Source organism: Pseudomonas sp. MH9.2 (assembly GCF_034353875.1).
Classification (GTDB): domain Bacteria; phylum Pseudomonadota; class Gammaproteobacteria; order Pseudomonadales; family Pseudomonadaceae; genus Aquipseudomonas.
The window spans coordinates 398,301-417,602 of sequence record NZ_CP133784.1 but is presented as its reverse complement, the minus strand read 5'-3'; the positions used below and the strand labels follow the sequence as shown (position 1 = coordinate 417,602).

The window sequence follows — 19,302 nt, the reverse complement described above, 5'->3', positions numbered from 1 at the left end:
GGGGCTGAAGCGTCGGGTGCAAGCCCAATGGCGACAGACCGCTCGTTCACAGGTGATAGATGTCGATGACCTGACGGACGTAGTCGTTTTTCAGGACGACTTTTTTAGCCTTGATCAGAGGCTGGTCGCCGCGCACATCGAGGGTGTAGAAGCTGGTACCGAAATAGCTGTCCACGGTCTTGTAGCGAAAGCTCAGGGTGTGCCAGTTGAAGCGCACCTTGCACAGGCCATCGCCTTGTTCGAGGATCTCGAGATTGCTCAGGTTGTGAGAGGTGCGGGTATCCGGGATGCTGGCGCTGGAGCGCTCGGTCTTGATCCGGAAAACACGGTCCTCCAACCCTTCGCGGCTGCCGTACCAGATCAGCGAGATTTCCTTTTGCGGGTCTTCGGTCAGTTCGTCGTCATCGTCCCAGGATGGCATCCAGAACGTCGCATTCGCGGCATACAGTTCCAGCCAGTTATCCCAATCCTTGTCATCCAGATAGCGCGCTTCGCGGTAGAGGAAGTCGCGTACTGCGTCGTAAGAAAGGCTCATTGCCCGCCCTCCACGCAGATCAATTGCGACTGCTCGGCTGCCAATGCCTTGAGCATGGTTTCCTGCCAGTACTTGTGTTGCAGCACGAACAGCCCCTCGTCCTCGGTGCGCACGCCGCTAAGCAATGGGTGCAGATCAATTTCTTTGGCCGCTTCATCCGCGCCTTCGACCCAGTGTTCGGCACCACGGGACATGTCGTTCCAGGCTGTGGTACTGCCCTGATAGCCCATCTGGCAGGAGCGAAACTCTTCCAGATCATCCGGGGTGGCCATGCCACTGACGTTGAAGAAGTCCTCGTACTGACGAATCCGGCGCGCACGCGCTTCGTCGCTCTCGCCTTTGGGCGCGATGCAATAAATGGTGATTTCAGTGCGATCCACCGAGATCGGCCGGGCGATGCGAATCTGCGAGCTGAACTGGTCCATCAGGTACACGTTGGGGTACAGGCACAGGTTGCGCGAGTTACCGATCATCCAGTCTGCGCGGGCCTGGCCGAAGTCCTGGGCCAGCTCATCGCGGCGCTCGTACAGAGGCCGATCCTCGGGATTAGCCCAACGGGTCCATAGCAACATGTGGCCCTTGTCGAAGGAATAGAAACCACCGCCACGCTTAGCCCAGCCACCGGCGCTCATGGTCGGATTGCTGTCGCCAGCCTGGCGTTCCTTGCGCTGATTCTGAGTGGCCGCGTAGTTCCAGTGCACGGAGCTGACGTGATAACCGTCGGCGCCGTTCTCGGCGGTGAGCTTCCAGTTGCCTTCATAGATATAGCTTGAGGAGCCGCGCAGCACTTCCAGGCCGTCCGGAGACTGATCGACGATCATGTCGATGATCTTCGCCGACTCACCCAGATGCTCCACCAGCGGGACCACATCAGGGTTCAGGCTACCGAACAGGAATCCGCGATAGGACTCGAAACGCGCCACTTTGGTCAGGTCGTGAGAGCCTTCGCAGTTAAAGCTCGACGGGTAGCCGGCATCGGTCGGATCTTTGACTTTGAGCAACTTGCCGGAGTTGTTGAAAGTCCAGCCGTGGAACGGACAGGTATAGGACGCCTTGTTGCCACGTTTGTGTCGGCAGAGCATAGCGCCGCGATGGCTGCATGCATTGAGAAATGCATTGAGCGCGCCGTCTTTGTTGCGGGCAATGAAAACAGGCTGGCGACCCATTTCCAGGGTGATGTAGTCGTTTTTGTTCGGAATCTGGCTCTCATGAGCGAGGTACAACCAGTTGCCCTCGAAAATGTGCTTCATCTCGAGATCGAACAAGCGAGTATCGGTGAACATTTCCCGCTTGCAGCGGTAAACACCCTTTTCTCGGTTTTCTTCAAGCAAGGAATTGAGATACTCGACGCTTATGGACATGGCCAGAGCCTCCGTTGTTTTTATTTGACGGAGTGAGTCTATGGCCGGGAAAAAACTGGAGATATCCGATTCATGCAGATCGCTATCCGTTTCCTGTCAAACGGCTAAACGATTGCAAAGAGCGCGGTCCTGATGGAAGTCACGCGCGTGAACGATTGTTATCAGTTGAAAGGCACGCGACTCAACCCCGGCATCAGCTGGCTTGCTTACGGAAAAATAACGTCACCTGACCCAGTTCAAAGCCGAACTTGGTCATTGAGGAACGATTGGCCATCGTGTCGTCATCAAGCAAGTACATCCAGTCATCGAAGTTGACCTGATAGACCTTACCGTCCACGGGCAAGCTCAGCACGTACCGCCAATGCAGTGCATTGCCAGCCACCTCTCCGATTGCCTCGCCGACAACATCGCCTGCGGTACCGCGCCACCGTCCAGGACCGTCCGGGTGCAGTGTCCACACCCGGGTCTGCTTGGTCCCGTCGCTGTAGGTGAAGTCTTCATGCATGATGAACCGGTCGCCCTCGGAGTGGCTGTTGATAACGGCGTGAAACCGTTTTATCACCTCTCCCGAACGCTTCTGGAACATGCCCCACGCGTCTACCCGCCCCGAGAAAAAATCGCGCAGTTCAAGTTTTGGGGTTTCCTGGCTATAGCGGTTCACATCGATATCGCTGCAGCTTCCCAGGCAGATGCAGAACAGCAGCAGTACGAGTTTGTTCAACATGGTCTATCTCCACAGACACAACATCAGGGTCATAAGGACCTGACAGTGGTCGGTGTCGACACATGGGCAGTCAAATCCTATACAAAACCTATACGTTAATATGATTTTGTACAAGAGTTAGCGCGTATTTGAACAATAGCCTACGTTACCGGTAACCACGCGCTTGCAGGTCGAACAAGTGTGCATAGCGCCCGCCAGCGGCGATCAGGCTGGCGTGATCGCCACGCTCAAGCACCCTGCCCTGATCCAATACAACGATGTGATCCGCATTGCGCACGCTGGAAAAACGGTGAGAAATCAGCAGCGTCATACGGCCCTTGGCGTACTCACGGAAGTGTTCAAACACGGCGGCTTCTGCAGCCGCGTCCAGGGCTGACGTAGGCTCGTCGAGGATAAGAATATCGGCGTTGCGGCGCATGTAGGCTCGGGACAACGCGATCTTTTGCCATTGCCCTCCCGACAGTTCCTGCCCTCCCGCGAACCACCGACCTAGCTGGGTGGCATAGCCATGATCGAGACGCTCAATGAATTCTGCTGCCATGCCCTGGGCTGCCGCTTCGCGCCATCGGGTTTCATCACTGAACGCCTCAATATCACCCACCCCAAGGTTATCGCCCACAGGAAACTGGTAGCGGATGTAGTCCTGAAAAATGACACCGATACGCCTGCGCAGCGCATCCTCGTTCCAGTCCTGAAGATCACTGCCATCCAGCAGAATGCGTCCCTCATCAGGCCGGTACAGACGGGTCAGCAGCTTGATCAACGTGGTCTTGCCCGAGCCGTTTTCACCCACCAGCGCCACGCTACGTCCCGGTGCAAGGTGGAGATTGATATTCTCAAGCGTGACACGACTGGAATCTGGATAACGAAAGCTGACGCCCTCGCAACGCAAGCCATCCCCCGGGAGGATGCCTTGAGTGAGGGTACCGGTTTCGACAACAACCGGCTGAGCCAGATACTCATACAGATTGGTCAGGTACAGGCCATCTTCATAAAGACCACTGATGGCACTGAGGCTGCTGCTGACCGCCGTCTGCCCCTGTTTGAACAACACCAGATACATCGTCATTTGTCCGAGGCTGATGCGGCCATTGACCGTATCGACCACCACCCAGGCGTAAGCCAGGTAAAACGCACTGGTACCAAGCAGTCCGAGGAGGAAACCCCAGCCATCGCGCCGCAGGGTCAGCCGGCGGTCTTCGGCGTAGAGCCGGTCAAACGTGTCTCTGTAACGTTGCAGCAGAAGAGGCGCAAAGCCGAACAACTTGACCTCTTTTATATGCGCTTCCTGAGACAGCAGTGCTTCGATGTAGCCTTGTTGTCGGCTCTCGGGGGCACGGCGGGTGAACAAGCGAAACGCGTCACCGGAGAAATGTGCTTCGGCGAAGAACACCGGCAACGCGCCGAGCACCAGGATCACCAGCGCCCAAGGCGAAAAATGCACCAGCAACACCGCAAAACTGATGAGCGAGATCAGGTTCTGAATCAGCCCAAGGGACTTGGTTACCAATGCCAGGGGGCGCGTGGAGGCCTCGCGGCGTACGCGAACGAGCTTGTCGTAAAACTCCGAATTCTCGAACTGGATAAGCGACAGCGTCTGTGCTTTTTCCAGGATCAACGTGTTGACCTTCTGCCCCAGCTGTACTCTCAACAGCGACTGCTGAACCGAGAGTGCACGTTGAGCGCCAGCGAGTAACGCGAGCACTCCGGCTTCGAGTAGCACGTAACGCAATACCGGCCACAACGGAGCGCTGCCGAGGTCCGCATGCAACTGCATGGCAGCGACCACCGCATCGACAATCCGCTGCCCCAGCCATGCGGCCAGAGCAGGAAGAACACCGGCCACCAGCGTTGCCACTACAAGGCCCAGGAACAAGCCTCTCGACGTGCTCCATACCAGCTCCAGGGCGCGTCGGGCCTGGTCGAAAAAAGAGGTGAACCGACTGACGACAGGCATGTGGAGCTGGGTTCCAGGAGGGAGATAGAGAGGTGTCTGGCATGGAAACAGACCGCTCCAGACAAGTCACGCTCCACATATCACTTTCATGGCGCGTTCATCACTGAGCTTTGCTAAACAGCGCACAGGCGCCATGCGGGAGTTGCCGTTGCTAGTCAACCATTACCGACAGCCGTGCCAACACCAAAGCGTCCCCGATAATCCCTCGGCGAAAACCCGGTAATTTTCTTGAAGGTCTGGCGAAAGGCGCCTGGATCCTGATATCCCACGGTCCAGGCGATGTGGTCGACGGTGCGGTTGGTGAATTCGAGCATTTCGCGAGCTTTTCCAACCCGCAGGTGCTGGCAGTATTGCGTGGGCTTGAGCCCCGTCGCCGCGCGAAAACGCCGTAAGAATGTTCGCGCCTCCAGGCCTGCCTCGGCGGCCATCGTGCTCAGTGAAACCTCCACTGCGCCGCTGGCTTGTAACCAGTGCTGGACCTTGAGTACTGCTGCATCACCGTGACCAAGAATAGGTGCAAAATTGCCACCGCACTTCGCGCTGTCGCTGTGCTCGACCATTAGAAAGCGCGCCGTAGCTGAGGCAATGCTCGGCCCCAACAATCGCTCTACCACCCTCAACCCCAGTTCGGCCCACGCCATCAGACCCGCCGTGGTAATGAGGTCGCCATCATCGATCATCGGCTTCTCGACATCCACCTTGAGCAGAGGAAACCGTTCGCCCAGGGTTTTGGCTTGAGTCCAGTGGGTGGTGACTGTACGGCCTGTAAGCAGACCGGTTTCGGCCAGTACAAATACACCCAGGCACACTGAACCAATAACCGCCCCGGCGCTGTGCTGCCGGGTGATCCAGGCCGCCAGCGTCTGCAACCACTCAGCCGAAGGCAGTGTGTCCAGAGACGGCGGGATCAGCACTGCAACGGGTCGGCTGGTAAGTTCCGGCTGGCTGTCGAAGATCCTCTCGAGGGGAGCCCCGGGCACTGTAGCGCTCCAATGAGAAATTCGCAGCAGCGGCACATTGGCCATGGGCTGCTCACGGACGATGCGATTGGCCACGGAGAACAGGTCGGTCAGGCCATGCACCGCAGCCATCTGCGCACCTGGATAGACCAGCAAGCCGATCTCGGCCACATTGATTTGCCCCGCCATTGTCAGTTTACCCCTCGATATTGTCGTTCCGGCCAATCCTCAGCCAGCGCTGCAGAGCCAATACTTCACCCCACGGAACACAGGCCACACTATTGAGGAACATCCCATGTCCAAACAAGCGCTTATCGTAGTCGATATTCAAAATGACTACTTCCCTGGAGGAAAGTGGCCACTGAGTGGCGTTGACGCCGCCGCCGACAATGCAGCGAGGATTATTGCCGCTGCCCGTTCTGCGGGCGATTTGGTGGTGTATATCCGTCACGAATTCACCAGTGACGATGCACCGTTCTTTGCCCCTGGTTCTGAAGGCGCGCACCTGCATCCCAAGGTGCAAAATCTGCCTGATGAGCAGGTGATACTCAAGCACCACGTCAATTCGTTTCTCGAAACCAATCTTGCGACAGTGCTTGAACGCCATGCCATCGAGGACCTGGTCATTGTCGGCAGCATGAGCCACCTGTGTATCGACGCTATCACCCGCGCCGCCGCCGACCTTGGCTATAAAGCCACGGTAATCCATGATGCCTGCGCTTCCTGCGACGTGGAGTTCAACGGCCTGACGGTGCCCGCGGCCCATGTGCATGCAGCGTTCATGTCCGCATTGGGCTTTGGTTACGCGAGAGTGGTGTCGACCGAGCAGTTTCTGGCTTAAAACCGCTAAGTAGCTCACCGATGAATGAAGGACAGAAGATCAGGCTTTGCCCCTGAAAGATCAGGTGCAAAGCTTTGTAGCCTTAAACCTGATTCAGGATAAACCGAGCCTGGATTTTTCCTGATCGAGGGACTGGGTCATATTCAATAGCGCGGCGTTCACCAGCGACTGTCCCTGATTTCCAGCGCTGGCGCTTGAACCCGAACTGAAGTCTGTGCCGGTGCTTGCGCTGGCCTGCATTTCAGTCTGTTTCTTGAGCACTTCCGCTATTTTGGCCTCAACCTTGGCCTGCTCTGCAGGAGGCATGGCCTTAAGATCAGCCTCGGTGAGTCCCATGCCTTTCAAGGTGCTGTAACGCATCTTCTGTGCCGGCGTCAGGGCCATGTAATCCTTGAATTCATCCAGCGCGCTTTTAGTCGCGGACGACCCTGCTGTTGCGTCGACTGAAGCGTTCAGCGAACTGGCACCCACCTGTCCAACACCGGAGCTACTGTTGTCAGATGCCGTGTGCGTTGCCACCAGCGAGTTAGCGTTTTGCAGACTGACCATCATTTTCGCGAAGGCTTCTTGGCGGTCTTCATCTTGCTGCTGGCTAGAGGCACTGGCACTGGACGAGGCGCTGCTGCCGACCTTTTCCGTTTGAACCGTAGAATCTAAAAGACTCAGAAAGCTGTCTGAGTTGGACGTGGTCGATACAGCGCTTGGTATTGGGATCGAAAGGTCGTACCTGCCCAAACCAGTGATAGTGCTCATTTCAACGACTCCCGTGAAGTGGCGCATTTTTTGGAATGCATTTTTGGATCAGATACAGCAAGGCACGTGCCAGATAGAAAATTCCTCCTGAATACCGCTGTTTAGCGCTCGGAACCCTGGCAGTACTGAACATCTAAAGGCAAAAAAGGCAGCGCGTTGCCGTCACCGGCAAACGGCTGCCTCTCTCTATGAGCCCCGTCGAGCAAAACTCGGCTCGCCTATTGTAGCGTCGAGCCTCGCTGTCGTGATTGACGGTTTAGAAGATCGAGATCGGGTAATCGGCGATCAAACGAAACTCGTTAACGTTACCCTCGGCTTGATCGGCATTACCACGATGCCACGCCTGACGCATCCGTAGGGACAGGTTTTTAGCCGGACCGGTCTGAACAACGTATTTGGCTTCAAGGTTGGTTTCATGGTGTTTACCGTCTGCGCCATAACCGGTGCCATTGTAAGTACGATAAGGGCTATCAGCCGCCATGTGTGTGCCGTCGATGTTGTCACCGTGAGCATAACGAACCATGAAACTCAGGCCCGGAACCCCATAGGTCAGCATGTTCAGGTCATAGCGCGCCTGCCAGGATTTTTCCCCCGGACCGTTGAAGTCTGAATACTGAATCGAGTTGGCCAGGCTAATCGAGTCCGACGTGTCGCCAGGTCCGTTTTGACCGAACGAGACGTAGTCGAACGGAGTATCGCCACGTACTTTTTGATAGGAAAGTGAGACGGTATGCGCGCTCAGGAACGAGTAAGCCGCGCCCAGCGACCAGGTGGTGTTGTCAATGCTACCGGCGTTGGCCTGTCCTTCGTCATTGGTACGGTAGATGTTGAAATCAAAGTTCACTGACTGTAGCTCCGAGATCGGCAACGTATAGTTGGCGTTCCCGTAGTACTGACGCCAGATATCCTTGAGTTCCGAGCCGTACAGGCTAAAGGTCAGGCTGTCCGAAACCGCGTATTTGCCACCGACATAATCAATGCTGTCGGCAGCGACGTTAGCGTAGGCGGCAAACAGTTCGTGGCTGCCATTGGTGGTGACCGGACCGTTCCCGCCGGTGAAGTGCCCGGCATCCAGATCAAGGCCAGCAATTTCGCTGCTCAGCACATTGAAGCCGGTGCCCGTCTGCGGAAACAAGCGTGAGCCACCCGCGGCGAAAACAGGTGCTGTCGGCTGCAGGGTGCCCCAAAGAAGTTCGGTCTTGGAAATCCGGACTTTCAGTGCGCCCCCCACCGTGCCGTATTCATCTTCCAGGGATCCATCATGGCGCACCGGTAAGTTGCCCGTGCCGTTAGTGTCCGCCGAACCATCAAGTTTGATGGCCCAATTACCAAACACCTCTACCCCAAACCCAACCGTCCCCTGAGTGAACCCCGAACTGTAGTTAGCCAGTACACCTTGGGTCCAGTCCTTATTGGTTGCACCGCCATCCTTACCATCGTGGTCGAAGTAGTAGTTTTTGAGGTGGACATTGAGACTGCTGTCTTCAATAAATCCCTTGGCATCGGCCTGATCCGTCACCGGCGCGGCCGATACTAACTGACTGACCCCGAGCGAGACCGCAAGGGTCACGAGATTCCACTTCACACACATCATTCATTTTCCCCTGATTCAAAATAAAGTCCGCCGTCATCCAATACCTGAGCAATAGAGTTTCCCCTGGGTTCAGGCGAAGGATGAAACAGTGGATTGAGCGATGGCAGGTCAGCTAACACAGTGAGACCGGAGTTGCACGTCCGGTAATAACAGGCTTTTTAGCCCTATTTTTATCTTCTCGGTTCAGGGGGTTGCCCCTTCCCTCAAACTTTTAACATTTTTGCGGGCCGCTATTTAACCCCGATCATGTGATAGTCATTATCCGTTGACGTAATAATTGAACAATACGGCCGTATCCCCCCTCACCGTGGGTTGCCTTTAAATGCGAGTGGACATCGTAGACGCCAACATTAGTGAAGCTGAACAGTCGCTCATACAGCGATGTTCAGTGCCTGACATAAAGCTTTCGCAGATGCGTAATTGCGGGGCACTTGGCCGGATCGGGGTCGTACGTTACCGACCCCACCGACCGTTTCTCACGCCCACGTTTTCCCGAGCGCCTCCAGACCAGACTTTTGCAAGTCCTGCGGGCTCATCGCGATGCGGAACTTGCAGTCAGCCTGGAAGTTGAGAAAAAAGGGTTCCGCAAACCCGGGGACGTCGGACGGGTCTTTTACGTTGACCAGAAAAATCCCGCCACGCATTCCATCTTGCTCAGTAAAATAAGCGACCTCCGGATGGATGCTTTCCAGGATACGTCCAATAATCTCGCCCACCTTCCCCGCTCTGACGAGGGAATTGAAGGGTTCATGAGGAAATTCGACCGTCAGTAGCATCTTCATCATTCATTCCTCTTTTCAACGTGCGTCCTCGTCGCCAGACTTTTGCTTCTGGCGCTCATGCCGCCTGACGTGCATTCAGCAGTTCCAGCGGTCTATATTTTAAGAGTAGCGAAGCCTGAGCAGACGCTCATGCGGGGTTACGGACGGTCATGAAACAGAGTGATTCACAATACACGCAGCCATCAAAGGCACGTTCATCCGACGTGGTCCCAATACCCCTAGGCCTGCAAAGCACCTGATACGCTGCCGAGGTTAAAGATCAAACCGATCAATCGCCCGACGTCGCTCATTTTCGCCGCGCATGTCATAGCTGGCGGTGGTCGAGATGTTGGTGTGATGCGCCAGTTTTTGCGCAATCGACAGATCGTGCTCTTCGATCACTCGCGTGATGAATGAGCGGCGAAAGTCATGGGGCATGATGTCCATGCCAATCTGCCGACCGCGCTGCTTGGCAATGAAGTAGATCGCATGTTTGGTGATCCGGTCACGGGTGATGTGGCTGCCACGGCGGATGCGGTTGAACAGGAAGGCATCGTCGCTCTGACCTTCGGGTAAGCATGAGCGGCGCAGTTCCAGCCAATCATTGAGAACTGTGAATGCCCAGGTCGGCGCGTATTTGATCAGTTGTTTGTTGCCCTTGCCCGTGACCTGCAGGCTGCGTTCGGCAAAGTCGATCTGCGCCAGGTCCAGGTTCACCGACTCGGACTTTCGCATCCCTGATCCGTACAGAATGGCAATGATCGCTGCATCGCGTCGTCCTTGCGGACGAGGGTCGGCGGCACACACGTCCATAAGTTCCCGAATCAGCGTTCGTCGAATATTTTTGCCCTTGCTCAGACGCGTCCCCGCCATGGGTTTGACCGAGCGCATCTTGAGCAAGTGCTCATGGCTGATCAGGCTTTGTCGCCAGGCTTCGTTGGTCACGCCGCGAATGGCATTGACGTATAACGACGAGGTATTGGGCGCATAGCCGTCTTCGCGAAGCGCAGCGACCAGGGCGATGACATGGCCTGGCTGCAATTGATGCCACGGCACCTCGTGGATGTCCATCTCGACGAAACCCAGACGATCCGCTGCATCCTGCAGCACATATTTCATCGTCAATTGGCTCGATGGTGCCAGACGCGCCAAGTAAAGCGCCAACGGATTCTGAACCTCGGGCAGCGACATGGACAACCTGTCTTGAGTGACTGGAAAATACCACTCTACACCACAACGTCTGTTGCTAACCAATTGAAGAAAAAGGAAATTCTTTCGTTACTTAATGCCTGAAAACCGGAGCCTGGCACGCACTTCCATTATCGGTCGCGGGCTTTTAATAACTCGACTCCGTTGAATATTCCACCCAGTTGCATCAATCGGCCGCCACTGGCGAGTGCACCAAGGTCCATGGGCGCCAACCCTATGGACTCGATCAGCCCGTTGACCAACGCCTTGGCCTGGGCATCGTCACCTGCCAGAAACGCCACGCGCCTGTAACCAGCCGGCGCATCAAGGAAAAAGCCCGCTATGGGTAACGTATTGAACGCCTTGATCACTTTAGCGTCCGGCGCGAGACGGGCGACAATTTCGCTGCCACTGTCTTCGCCCAGGTCCGCAACCCTGAAATCCGGAAAGTAGTGGAGAAAGGTATTGGTCGCATCGATCAGCACGCGCCCTTCCCACTTCGGCAGCGCCGGCAAGGCACTTGCCACGTTGAACCAGGGAATCGCCAGCACGACGATTGGGCAAGCAGCGGCCTGCTCCAGAGTGCCCGCCTTTGCCTTGGATCCCAGCTTATGAATCAATGACGCCAGACTCCCAGGACCTCGGCGATTACTGAGCACCACGTCATGCCCTGCTTGAATGAACGCTGCCGCGAGCGTTTCCCCCACGGTCGCAGCGCCAATCATCCCGATGTTCATAGGTTTACCTCACGACTGGGCAATGGGCTCATGGACAACGCCGGCCCACGCCAAAAATTATAGTCCTGGAATAACCATTCGTGGGCCTGCGGATGCGATTCGGGTTGATCACAAATTACCTATATAGTCTTCAAATAAATCTTCACCCTCGGACGTTAAGTACGTATCACTACAGAGAGCTGACCATGCATACCACTCCAAATGCTGAACGCTATGACCGACTGACCCGTTCTTTCCACTGGCTAACGGTAGCCTTGGTGATTTTTTTGTTCGCCAGCGCACAGGTATGGGACATCCTTGAGAAAGGCACGCCCCTGCGCAAAGGCCTGCAATCGGTGCATATCTCACTAGGGATTGCGCTGGCGGTGCTGATCGTCGCGCGGATTGCCTGGCGCTTGTTCGGCGGCAATCGTCTACCCGTGATCACGTCCAGAACAACTCACCTGCTGGCGACGCTCGCGCACCTTGGCCTTTATGCGTTGTTGCTGGCACAAGTCGTACTGGGCTTTGGGTTCCGTTGGGCGCAAGACGAACCCTTCAGCTTTTTCGGCCTGTTCTCGGTGCCCGCTCCATTCATCATCGATCATGCGCTGAGCAGCACGCTGGGTGACCTGCATGGGACGGTGGCCTGGGCCATCATTATCCTTTCCGGCCTGCATGCCTGCATCGCCCTTGGGCATCACTATCTGCTGAAAGATTCGACGTTGCGCCGCATGCTGCCGGCCGGGCGAAAAAACCTGTAAGACTGATGAATAAATTCATCCGCACGCGTGTGCTCGGCTAGCGGTCTAGCGCCATCGCCTGATGGCCGCGACGAGGTCTGCATGGATTTCTTGTCTGGAGTCGTTCGCCCGTTTCTGTTTTATTAGCACGCATTGCTTAACGATCCAGCCCTCTGAAAAAGGTATTTTTAATGTTTGCCCCGCTTTTCAAGAAAGTCCTGACATCGTTCGCCCTGCTTATCTCCGTCGCTAGCGCCACCTTCGTCTTTGCCCACGCCAACCTGAAAAGTGAAGAGCCGGCTGCCGACAGCACCACCACAGCACCCAAGGACCTGCGCCTGAATTTCTCCGAGGGTGTCGAGGACAAGTTCACCAAAGTCAGCCTCACCACGAACGTCGGTAAAACGGTAATCGTTAATACCGTTGCGACTGACCCCGACAATAAGAAAGTTTTGATTATCACCCCTGCCACGCCCATCGCTGCCGGCGAATACAAGGTGGAATGGCACGCTGTGTCGGTCGACACTCATAAAAGCGAGGGCGAATACTCCTTCAAAGTAAGCCCGTAACCCAATGTCGAGTGCACTGATCCTGTGCCGATTCGCGCACTTTGCCGTGGTGTTGTTGCTGTTCGGTATCTGCCTGTTTCGGACATGGCTATTCAAACCGTTGCTGATTGAAGCAGCAACAGCCACGCTGGACGCGAAGCTCACATGGGTGCTTCGCTCGCTGACGTCAGTGGCATTGGCCAGCAGCTTGCTGTGGCTTGTGCTCATTGCCGGCAGCATGGCAGGTAGCTGGCAGGACGGACTTGATCCGCCAACCCTGATGCTGGTGCTCCGCAATACATTTTTCGGTCAGGTCTGGAGCGGGCATCTGCTCTTCAGCGCGCTGCTATTGATAAGCCTTGCCTCGCGACGGTTTTCTTCACCCAACCTGCGGCTGGCACTGAGTACGTTGCTATTGGCGACACTGGCACCGGTCGGGCACGGTGCGATGTTCGACGGCCTGAGCGGTGGACTGATGATTCTCAATCAGATGATTCACCTATGCTGCGTCGGCGCCTGGCTAGGAGGGATATTGTTGCTGTCATTGCTGCTGGCGCAACCGTCTGCCGGAAACGCTCAGCACTTGCTTCGGCGCTTCAGCGGCATCGGTTATGGTCTCGTGGCTGCAATCATTACCACTGGGCTAATCAATGTCAGGGTAATGAGCGGCGCCGTTTGGCCCGAGCCAGCATTTTCCGGGTTTGGGCTGATCCTGATGATCAAGGTGTGTCTCGTGCTGTGCATGCTGCTATTAGCACTGACCAATAGATTACTGCTCAATAGCAACAGTGATCGGCTCAACCTGTTGCGCACCAGTGTGGCCCTCGAATGCCTGTTCGGCATAGCAGCCGTTGCAGCTGTTTCCTTATTGGGCACATTGCCGCCAATGCTGAATGTTTGACGGCTGTCAGCAGGGAGTTCAAGCGCAAGCTTCGGAGTGCCGCCTGCCTGCCTGCGCGATAACCTTGTCAGTAATCGCCTTCACGATGAGTACACACGCATGAGTACGGTCAATCCACGCACATCACAGCAGGATAAGCAGATCACGGAAAACGATCCCCGCTGGGCTGCGGTGTTGGCAAGGGATGCGACGGCGGACAACCAATTCGTTTACGCGGTGAAAACCACCGGCGTGTACTGTCGGGCAAGCAGTTCGTCGCGCCTGCCACGGCCAGAGAACGTCGAGTTTTTCGCCAATGCCACAGACGCAGAAGCCGCAGGTTATCGCCCGAGCAAACGGGCCGCAGCGGATCAGACCAGCGTCTTCGCGCAGCATGTAATCCTGGTAGCAGAGGCCTGCCGACAAATCGAACAGGCCGATCGCCTGCCCAGCCTGAATCAACTGGCAGACAACGTCGGTTTGAGTCCCTATCACTTCCATCGGGTCTTCAAGGCCATCACCGGCCTGACGCCCAACGGGTATGCACGGGCCCATCGCGCACGAAAAATGCGCGAGCACTTGAGCCGCCCGGGATCGATCACCAACGCTCTTTACGAGGCAGGTTTCAATTCAAACAGCCGCTTTTACGAGGCCTCGGACACGATGCTTGGCATGAAACCCAGCGACTATCGCGCAGGCGGCGTGAATAACGACATTCGCTTCGCGGTTGGGGAATGCTCGCTGGGCTCGATTCTGGTAGCGCAAAGCGAACGCGGGGTATGCGCCATTCTGCTGGGTGATGACCCGAACACCTTGGTGCGTAATCTGCAGGACAAATTTAGCAACGCCAACCTGATGGGTGGCGATGCCGATTTCGAGCAACTGATTGCAAAGGTCGTTGGATTTATTGAAATGCCTGCCATCGGCCTTGATTTGCCACTGGACCTGCGCGGTACGGCGTTTCAAGAACGGGTGTGGAAGGCACTCAGGGAAATCCCGGTGGGTAGCACAGCCAGTTACGCCGAGATTGCTCAACGGATTGGCGCACCCACCTCTTTTCGCGCCGTTGCACAGGCCTGCGGGGCTAACTGGCTGGCCGTCGCTATCCCCTGTCATAGGGTGGTGCGCAGCGACGGCAATCTTTCAGGTTATCGCTGGGGAGTGGAACGTAAACGACAACTGCTGGAACGCGAGGCAAAGCCATAAAGCAATTAGAGCCTTCCTTTTGGCTGATCTCCAACGAGCTACGCGGACAGTCCGAAGGCGAGCGACTCAAGCACATACAGGCCGGTTTCCCTTCCAGCTGGCGAGGTCGTTTGATCCTGGTGTGGAGGATCGCCAAGGCGCGGTTCGCCACCGATCTGTCGGGCCCGGGTGCAGCACCTCACGGCCAAAAGTAGCTCATTCCAAACACCTCAGTTGCAAAGGGTGCCCCCTGCCCGTTCAATAGCGGCCTGCCTGTCGTTCTATTTCGGAGGAAACCACCATGAGCACTTGGCCTGATAGCCGTATTCTTGATCTCTTCGGGGTGACACTCCCCATCCTTCAAGCGCCTATGGCCGGGGCAAGTGGCTCAGCCATGGCGATTGCCGTCGCCAACGCCGGGGGGCTGGCATCCCTGCCCTGCGCCGCGCTGACTCTGGATCAGATACGCGAAGAAGTGGCATTGATCCGCCAAAATACCAACGGTCCATTGAACCTCAATTTCTTTTGCCACCAACCACCCGCTGTCGACCCAACCCGAGAGGCTCGCTGGAAAAACACGCTCAAAGACTATTACACCGAGCTGGGCGCTGACTTCGAAGCGCCCACACCAGTGTCCGCACGTGCGCCCTTCGATGACGCCAGTTGCGCGCTGATTGAAGCGTTGAAACCCGAGATCATCAGTTTTCATTTCGGTCTGCCAGAGCAAGCGTTGCTGGATCGGGTCAAGGCGACCGGAGCCAAGATCATTTCTTCTGCCACCACCGTCGAGGAGGCTGTCTGGCTGGAGCAAAACGGCTGTGACGCTATCATCGCCATGGGCTACGAAGCCGGAGGTCATCGAGGGATGTTTCTCAGTAAGGACCTCGACACCCAGGTCGGCACCCTGGCGTTGGTGCCGCAGGTAGTAGACGCCGTCGGCGTGCCGGTGATTGCTGCAGGAGGTATTGGCGATGCGCGCGGCATTGTCGCGGCATTCGCGCTGGGGGCATCGGCTGTCCAACTGGGCACCGCCTATCTCTTCTGCCCGGAAGCCAAGGTGACGAAACCGCACTACCAGGCCCTGCGTAGCGCCAAAGGAAGCCAGACGGCACTGACCAACATTTTCACCGGCAGGCCAGCACGGGGCATCGTCAACCGGATCATGCGCGAACTGGGCCCGATCAGTGATGTCGCACCCGCTTTCCCCCTGGCCGGCGGCGCGCTGATGCCCCTGCGCGCCAAATCCGAACCGCAAGGCAGTGGCGACTTCATGAATCTCTGGGCCGGTCAGGCGGTCGGGCTGAAACATGAATTGTCGGCAGACGTATTGACCCGTCTACTGGCCACTCAAGCGCTGGAACAATTGACCAGGCGCTAAGATGATCAGCCGCTATATACTCTGCTATATAGCGGAAGGTGTCAGGCAGTCACCCGCCCCACCCACAAAGACTATGGAAGCCTTTATGCGCACTGGACACCTTGGCGTCATCCTCAAATCCCTAACGGCTGTCAGTACCCTGCTGACCATGAGCGCAGCGTTCGCCGACGAAGTACACGTGGCCGTTGCTGCCAACTTCACCGCACCGATCCAGGCCATCGCCAAGGATTTCGAGAAAGACACGGGGCATAAACTGATTGCTGCCTACGGTGCGACAGGCCAGTTCTATAGCCAGATAAAAAATGGCGCGCCGTTCGAAGTGCTCCTCTCTGCCGATGATGCCACCCCGGCCAAGCTGGAAAAAGAAGGCGATACTGTCCCAGGCTCTCGCTTCACCTACGCTGTCGGCACCTTGGCCTTATGGTCTGCCAAAGAAGACTATGTCGACGATAAAGGCGCCGTTCTCAAGGCCAACCAGTATCAGCATTTATCCATTGCCGATGCTAAAACAGCACCTTACGGCCTTGCCGCGACCCAAGTGCTCAGCAAGCTCAACCTCACCGACGCAACCAAAGACAAAATCGTAACTGGCCAGAACATTACTCAGGCGTATCAGTTTGTCTCTACCGGCAATGCTGAACTGGGTTTCGTTGCTTTGTCGCAGATCTACAAGGACGGTCAGATCACCCGTGGTTCGGCGTGGATCGTACCGGCCAATCTGCATGACCCAATCAAACAAGACGCCGTCATCCTTAACAAAGGCAAGGACAACGCTGCAGCCAAGGCGCTGTTTGAATACCTGAAAGGGCCAAAAGCGGCCGTAGTGATCAAGTCGTTCGGTTATCAGTTTTAATGCCACTGAACAGCGACGATATCGCGGCCATCTGGCTGACGCTGAAACTGGCGTCATTGACCACGGTCATCCTGCTCCTTATCGGTACGCCCATCGCTTTATGGCTGGCGCACACCCGTTCGTGGCTCAAGGGCCCGGTGGCTGCAGTGGTCGCTCTGCCGCTGGTGCTGCCGCCAACGGTCATTGGCTTTTACCTGCTGCTGGCGATGGGGCCTAACGGCATGGTCGGTCACTTCACCCAGAGTATCGGCCTTGGAACGCTGACCTTCAGCTTCCCCGGTCTGGTGATCGGCTCCGTCATCTACTCGATGCCCTTTGTCGTACAGCCACTGCAAAATGCCTTCGCCGCCATTGGCAAGCGACCGCTGGAGGTCGCAGCCACCCTGCGCGCCGGCCCATGGGACACCTTCTTCAGTGTGATGTTGCCACTGGCCCGCCCCGGCTTTATAACGGGCGCCATTCTCGGTTTTGCCCATACCGTGGGCGAGTTTGGCGTGGTACTGATGATCGGTGGCAATATCCCGGAAAAAACCCGCGTGGTTTCCGTGCAGATCTACGACCACGTCGAGTCAATGGAATACCTGCAAGCGCATTGGCTGGCCGGGGTGATGTTGGTATTTTCTTTCCTGGTTCTACTGGCGCTGTACTCAAGCGGCAAAACCAAAGCAAGCTGGAGTTGAGCCGATGACCTCGCAGATACAGGTGCGCCTGCAAGTGGCCTATCCCGGTTTTGATCTGGATGTCGACCTCGCATTGCCGGGCCATGGTGTGACGGCGCTGTATGGCCACTCCGGCTCAGGAAAAACCACCTGCTTGCGCTGTATCGCCGGGCTGGAGAAAGCGCGACAGGGCTTCATTCAGATTAATGGTGAAGTCTGGCAGGACAACGCCCGAGGCATTTTCCTCCCGCCACATAAACGTGCGCTGGGGTATGTGTTTCAGGAGGCCAGTCTCTTCCCGCATCTGTCGGTGAGGGGCAACCTGGAATTCGGACTGCGGCGTGTTGCGAGCAGTCAGCGCAAGGTACAACTGGATCAAGCCAGCACATTGCTGGGTATCGATCATCTGCTCGAGCGCCACACCGACAACCTGTCCGGCGGCGAGCGACAACGTGTCGGTATCGCTCGCGCCCTGCTGACCAGCCCACGCTTGTTATTACTCGACGAACCTCTGGCGGCGCTGGACACCCAACGCAAGAGCGAAATCCTGCCGTACCTGGAGCGCCTTCACGATGAGCTGGAAATCCCCATGCTCTATGTCAGCCACTCTCAGGACGAAGTTGCACGGCTGTCCGATCACATAGTCGTGTTAAGCGAGGGCAAAGCCTTGGCCAGCGGTCCCATCGGTGAAACCTTGGCGCGCCTCGACCTGCCGATGGCGACAGGCGACGATGCCGGCGTAGTGGTCGAAGGCATCGTCAGCGCTTATGACCCCAACTATCAGTTGCTGACGTTGCACCTGCCTGGCAGCGACCTGATAGTTCGTGTCGCGCATTCACCCCTGTCGGTCGGCAAGACCCTGCGTTTTAAGGTGCAAGCCAGGGACGTGAGCCTGAACCTGCAACCCGATGAGCAAAGCAGCATTCTCAACCGATTGCCTGTGACCGTGATCAGCGAAATTGCTGCCGACAACAGGGCGCACGTGCTGGTTCGGCTCGACGCGGCCGGCACACCATTGCTCGCGCGGATTACCCGTTACTCCCGCGATCAAATGCGCCTGTACCCGGGCCAACATCTATGGGCACAGATCAAGTCGGTAGCGGTGTTGGCGTAGCGCACAAGTAGGGTTGAGTGGCGTTGCCGTTGACCTGGTAGGTGGTCGACAACTCTTCAATTTTTAATAGGAAATGACGAACCGCGTGCTGAACCTCGACGAACAATGCGTCAGGCGGCGCGGCGTACGCTACTGTGTTCAAGGTGTTATCGACAATGACACCTGTGTTGCGCTTGTTAGTCAGAACATACAAGACATCGACACCCACGTTCGCCAAGGCGACCAGATAATCGGCCTTAGGCACACGCTCGCCGCTTTCATACTTGCCTTGCGCGTTTACAGCAACGCCGCCCAGAAGCCCCATTTCCCGTTGCGAATACCCTAACCGTTTGCGTTCTTGCCTGATCCTGAAGCCTATCTCATTCATTGGCCTGGCCACCATTGTGTTATTGACCCATAAAGTTTCTCAAAAAAAATCGGAGATTAGAATGCTTGAGATTAACCAGAAACGACGACTGGTCAGCACGCTGGCCCGGGGGCGACCAAGTCGGCATGCTGGTGGCTCATGACACACCAGAGACCGTTGCCCATGTTAAACCGAGCAAGACAGCGC

General features: G+C 56.5%; 20 protein-coding genes. 9 read left to right on the top strand and 11 right to left on the bottom strand.

Features of this window, described 5'->3' with window-relative positions; all coding sequences use genetic code 11:
* Positions 1-46: 46 nt before the first annotated feature.
* The 5 genes from benB to RHM55_RS01895 all read right to left on the bottom strand — a co-directional run bounded on the left by benB (position 47) and on the right by RHM55_RS01895 (position 5,725).
* Complete coding sequence (gene benB / locus RHM55_RS01915) at positions 47-535, bottom strand: benzoate 1,2-dioxygenase small subunit (RefSeq protein WP_322179263.1); 489 nt, start codon at positions 533-535, stop codon at positions 47-49.
* Positions 532-1,896: a benzoate 1,2-dioxygenase large subunit gene (gene benA / locus RHM55_RS01910; protein ID WP_322179262.1), complete on the bottom strand. Its 1,365-nt coding sequence runs from the start codon at positions 1,894-1,896 to the stop codon at positions 532-534. Before benA ends, benB begins: the two co-directional genes overlap by 4 nt.
* A gap of 193 nt (positions 1,897-2,089) precedes the next feature.
* Positions 2,090-2,620, bottom strand: coding sequence for a DUF3833 domain-containing protein (locus RHM55_RS01905; protein WP_322179261.1), 531 nt, complete (start codon positions 2,618-2,620; stop codon positions 2,090-2,092).
* A 145-nt stretch (positions 2,621-2,765) separates the two neighbouring features.
* Entirely contained in the window at positions 2,766-4,577 is a 1,812-nt protein-coding gene (locus tag RHM55_RS01900; RefSeq protein WP_322179260.1) for an ABC transporter ATP-binding protein, read from the bottom strand.
* Between the two features lie 155 nt (positions 4,578-4,732).
* Complete coding sequence (locus RHM55_RS01895; protein ID WP_322179259.1) at positions 4,733-5,725, bottom strand: GlxA family transcriptional regulator; 993 nt, start codon at positions 5,723-5,725, stop codon at positions 4,733-4,735.
* A 106-nt stretch (positions 5,726-5,831) separates the two neighbouring features.
* Between RHM55_RS01895 and RHM55_RS01890 the strand changes: the two genes are divergently transcribed.
* A complete protein-coding gene (locus RHM55_RS01890) occupies positions 5,832-6,377 on the top strand; it encodes a cysteine hydrolase family protein (RefSeq protein ID WP_322179258.1) in 546 nt (181 codons plus the stop codon).
* A gap of 93 nt (positions 6,378-6,470) precedes the next feature.
* Here RHM55_RS01890 and RHM55_RS01885 read toward each other — a convergent pair whose 3' ends face one another.
* The 5 genes from RHM55_RS01885 to RHM55_RS01865 form a co-directional block, all read right to left on the bottom strand.
* A complete protein-coding gene (locus tag RHM55_RS01885) occupies positions 6,471-7,130 on the bottom strand; it encodes a hypothetical protein (protein WP_322179257.1) in 660 nt (219 codons plus the stop codon).
* A 256-nt stretch (positions 7,131-7,386) separates the two neighbouring features.
* Positions 7,387-8,724 carry an OprD family porin gene (locus RHM55_RS01880; RefSeq protein ID WP_322179256.1) on the bottom strand — a complete coding sequence of 446 codons (1,338 nt, stop codon included), beginning with the start codon at positions 8,722-8,724 and terminating at the stop codon, positions 7,387-7,389.
* Between the two features lie 476 nt (positions 8,725-9,200).
* The gene (locus RHM55_RS01875) at positions 9,201-9,506 is read right to left on the bottom strand and encodes a panthothenate synthetase (RefSeq protein ID WP_322182681.1); all 306 of its coding nucleotides are present in this window, start codon (positions 9,504-9,506) and stop codon (positions 9,201-9,203) included.
* A gap of 252 nt (positions 9,507-9,758) precedes the next feature.
* Positions 9,759-10,676, bottom strand: a complete 918-nt coding sequence (locus tag RHM55_RS01870; protein ID WP_219061829.1) for a site-specific integrase — start codon at positions 10,674-10,676, stop codon at positions 9,759-9,761.
* 128 nt (positions 10,677-10,804) lie between these two features.
* Entirely contained in the window at positions 10,805-11,410 is a 606-nt protein-coding gene (locus RHM55_RS01865; RefSeq protein ID WP_322179255.1) for an NADPH-dependent F420 reductase, read from the bottom strand.
* Between the two features lie 185 nt (positions 11,411-11,595).
* Between RHM55_RS01865 and RHM55_RS01860 the strand changes: the two genes are divergently transcribed.
* The 8 genes from RHM55_RS01860 (at position 11,596) to modC (ending at position 18,749) form a co-directional block, all read left to right on the top strand.
* Complete coding sequence (locus tag RHM55_RS01860) at positions 11,596-12,153, top strand: cytochrome b (RefSeq protein ID WP_322179254.1); 558 nt, start codon at positions 11,596-11,598, stop codon at positions 12,151-12,153.
* Positions 12,154-12,323: 170 nt separating this feature from the next.
* The gene (copC, locus tag RHM55_RS01855; protein ID WP_322179253.1) at positions 12,324-12,701 is read left to right on the top strand and encodes a copper homeostasis periplasmic binding protein CopC; all 378 of its coding nucleotides are present in this window, start codon (positions 12,324-12,326) and stop codon (positions 12,699-12,701) included.
* Between the two features lie 4 nt (positions 12,702-12,705).
* Positions 12,706-13,581, top strand: coding sequence for a copper homeostasis membrane protein CopD (gene copD, locus RHM55_RS01850; RefSeq protein WP_322179252.1), 876 nt, complete (start codon positions 12,706-12,708; stop codon positions 13,579-13,581).
* A 99-nt stretch (positions 13,582-13,680) separates the two neighbouring features.
* Positions 13,681-14,766 carry a bifunctional DNA-binding transcriptional regulator/O6-methylguanine-DNA methyltransferase Ada gene (gene ada, locus RHM55_RS01845; RefSeq protein ID WP_322179251.1) on the top strand — a complete coding sequence of 362 codons (1,086 nt, stop codon included), beginning with the start codon at positions 13,681-13,683 and terminating at the stop codon, positions 14,764-14,766.
* Positions 14,767-15,046: 280 nt separating this feature from the next.
* A complete protein-coding gene (locus RHM55_RS01840; RefSeq protein ID WP_322179250.1) occupies positions 15,047-16,123 on the top strand; it encodes a nitronate monooxygenase in 1,077 nt (358 codons plus the stop codon).
* 148 nt (positions 16,124-16,271) lie between these two features.
* A complete protein-coding gene (gene modA, locus RHM55_RS01835; RefSeq protein WP_407074622.1) occupies positions 16,272-16,976 on the top strand; it encodes a molybdate ABC transporter substrate-binding protein in 705 nt (234 codons plus the stop codon).
* On the top strand, positions 16,976-17,656 hold the full coding sequence (gene modB / locus RHM55_RS01830) for a molybdate ABC transporter permease subunit (protein ID WP_322179248.1): 681 nt from the start codon (positions 16,976-16,978) through the stop codon (positions 17,654-17,656). Before modA ends, modB begins: the two co-directional genes overlap by 1 nt.
* A gap of 4 nt (positions 17,657-17,660) precedes the next feature.
* Positions 17,661-18,749, top strand: coding sequence for a molybdenum ABC transporter ATP-binding protein (gene modC, locus RHM55_RS01825; RefSeq protein WP_322179247.1), 1,089 nt, complete (start codon positions 17,661-17,663; stop codon positions 18,747-18,749).
* Here the strand turns inward: modC and RHM55_RS01820 are convergent.
* Positions 18,724-19,116 (bottom strand): helix-turn-helix transcriptional regulator, encoded by a 393-nt coding sequence (locus RHM55_RS01820; RefSeq protein ID WP_322179246.1) that lies wholly within the window; start codon positions 19,114-19,116, stop codon positions 18,724-18,726. The genes modC and RHM55_RS01820 overlap by 26 nt on opposite strands.
* Positions 19,117-19,302: the final 186 nt, after the last annotated feature.

Excerpts from the sequence above, each read along its gene's own strand:
- benB (WP_322179263.1), bottom strand. The coding sequence starts at position 535 with ATGAGCCTTTCTTACGACGCAGTACGCGACTTCCTCTACCGCGAAGCG.
- benA (WP_322179262.1), bottom strand. The coding sequence starts at position 1,896 with ATGTCCATAAGCGTCGAGTATCTCAATTCCTTGCTTGAAGAAAACCGA.
- RHM55_RS01905 (WP_322179261.1), bottom strand. The coding sequence starts at position 2,620 with ATGTTGAACAAACTCGTACTGCTGCTGTTCTGCATCTGCCTGGGAAGC.
- RHM55_RS01900 (WP_322179260.1), bottom strand. The coding sequence starts at position 4,577 with ATGCCTGTCGTCAGTCGGTTCACCTCTTTTTTCGACCAGGCCCGACGC.
- RHM55_RS01895 (WP_322179259.1), bottom strand. The coding sequence starts at position 5,725 with ATGGCGGGGCAAATCAATGTGGCCGAGATCGGCTTGCTGGTCTATCCA.
- RHM55_RS01890 (WP_322179258.1), top strand. The coding sequence starts at position 5,832 with ATGTCCAAACAAGCGCTTATCGTAGTCGATATTCAAAATGACTACTTC.
- RHM55_RS01885 (WP_322179257.1), bottom strand. The coding sequence starts at position 7,130 with ATGAGCACTATCACTGGTTTGGGCAGGTACGACCTTTCGATCCCAATA.
- RHM55_RS01880 (WP_322179256.1), bottom strand. The coding sequence starts at position 8,724 with ATGATGTGTGTGAAGTGGAATCTCGTGACCCTTGCGGTCTCGCTCGGG.
- RHM55_RS01875 (WP_322182681.1), bottom strand. The coding sequence starts at position 9,506 with ATGAAGATGCTACTGACGGTCGAATTTCCTCATGAACCCTTCAATTCC.
- RHM55_RS01870 (WP_219061829.1), bottom strand. The coding sequence starts at position 10,676 with ATGTCGCTGCCCGAGGTTCAGAATCCGTTGGCGCTTTACTTGGCGCGT.
- RHM55_RS01865 (WP_322179255.1), bottom strand. The coding sequence starts at position 11,410 with ATGAACATCGGGATGATTGGCGCTGCGACCGTGGGGGAAACGCTCGCG.
- RHM55_RS01860 (WP_322179254.1), top strand. The coding sequence starts at position 11,596 with ATGCATACCACTCCAAATGCTGAACGCTATGACCGACTGACCCGTTCT.
- copC (WP_322179253.1), top strand. The coding sequence starts at position 12,324 with ATGTTTGCCCCGCTTTTCAAGAAAGTCCTGACATCGTTCGCCCTGCTT.
- copD (WP_322179252.1), top strand. The coding sequence starts at position 12,706 with ATGTCGAGTGCACTGATCCTGTGCCGATTCGCGCACTTTGCCGTGGTG.
- ada (WP_322179251.1), top strand. The coding sequence starts at position 13,681 with ATGAGTACGGTCAATCCACGCACATCACAGCAGGATAAGCAGATCACG.
- RHM55_RS01840 (WP_322179250.1), top strand. The coding sequence starts at position 15,047 with ATGAGCACTTGGCCTGATAGCCGTATTCTTGATCTCTTCGGGGTGACA.
- modA (WP_407074622.1), top strand. The coding sequence starts at position 16,272 with ATGAGCGCAGCGTTCGCCGACGAAGTACACGTGGCCGTTGCTGCCAAC.
- modB (WP_322179248.1), top strand. The coding sequence starts at position 16,976 with ATGCCACTGAACAGCGACGATATCGCGGCCATCTGGCTGACGCTGAAA.
- modC (WP_322179247.1), top strand. The coding sequence starts at position 17,661 with ATGACCTCGCAGATACAGGTGCGCCTGCAAGTGGCCTATCCCGGTTTT.
- RHM55_RS01820 (WP_322179246.1), bottom strand. The coding sequence starts at position 19,116 with ATGAATGAGATAGGCTTCAGGATCAGGCAAGAACGCAAACGGTTAGGG.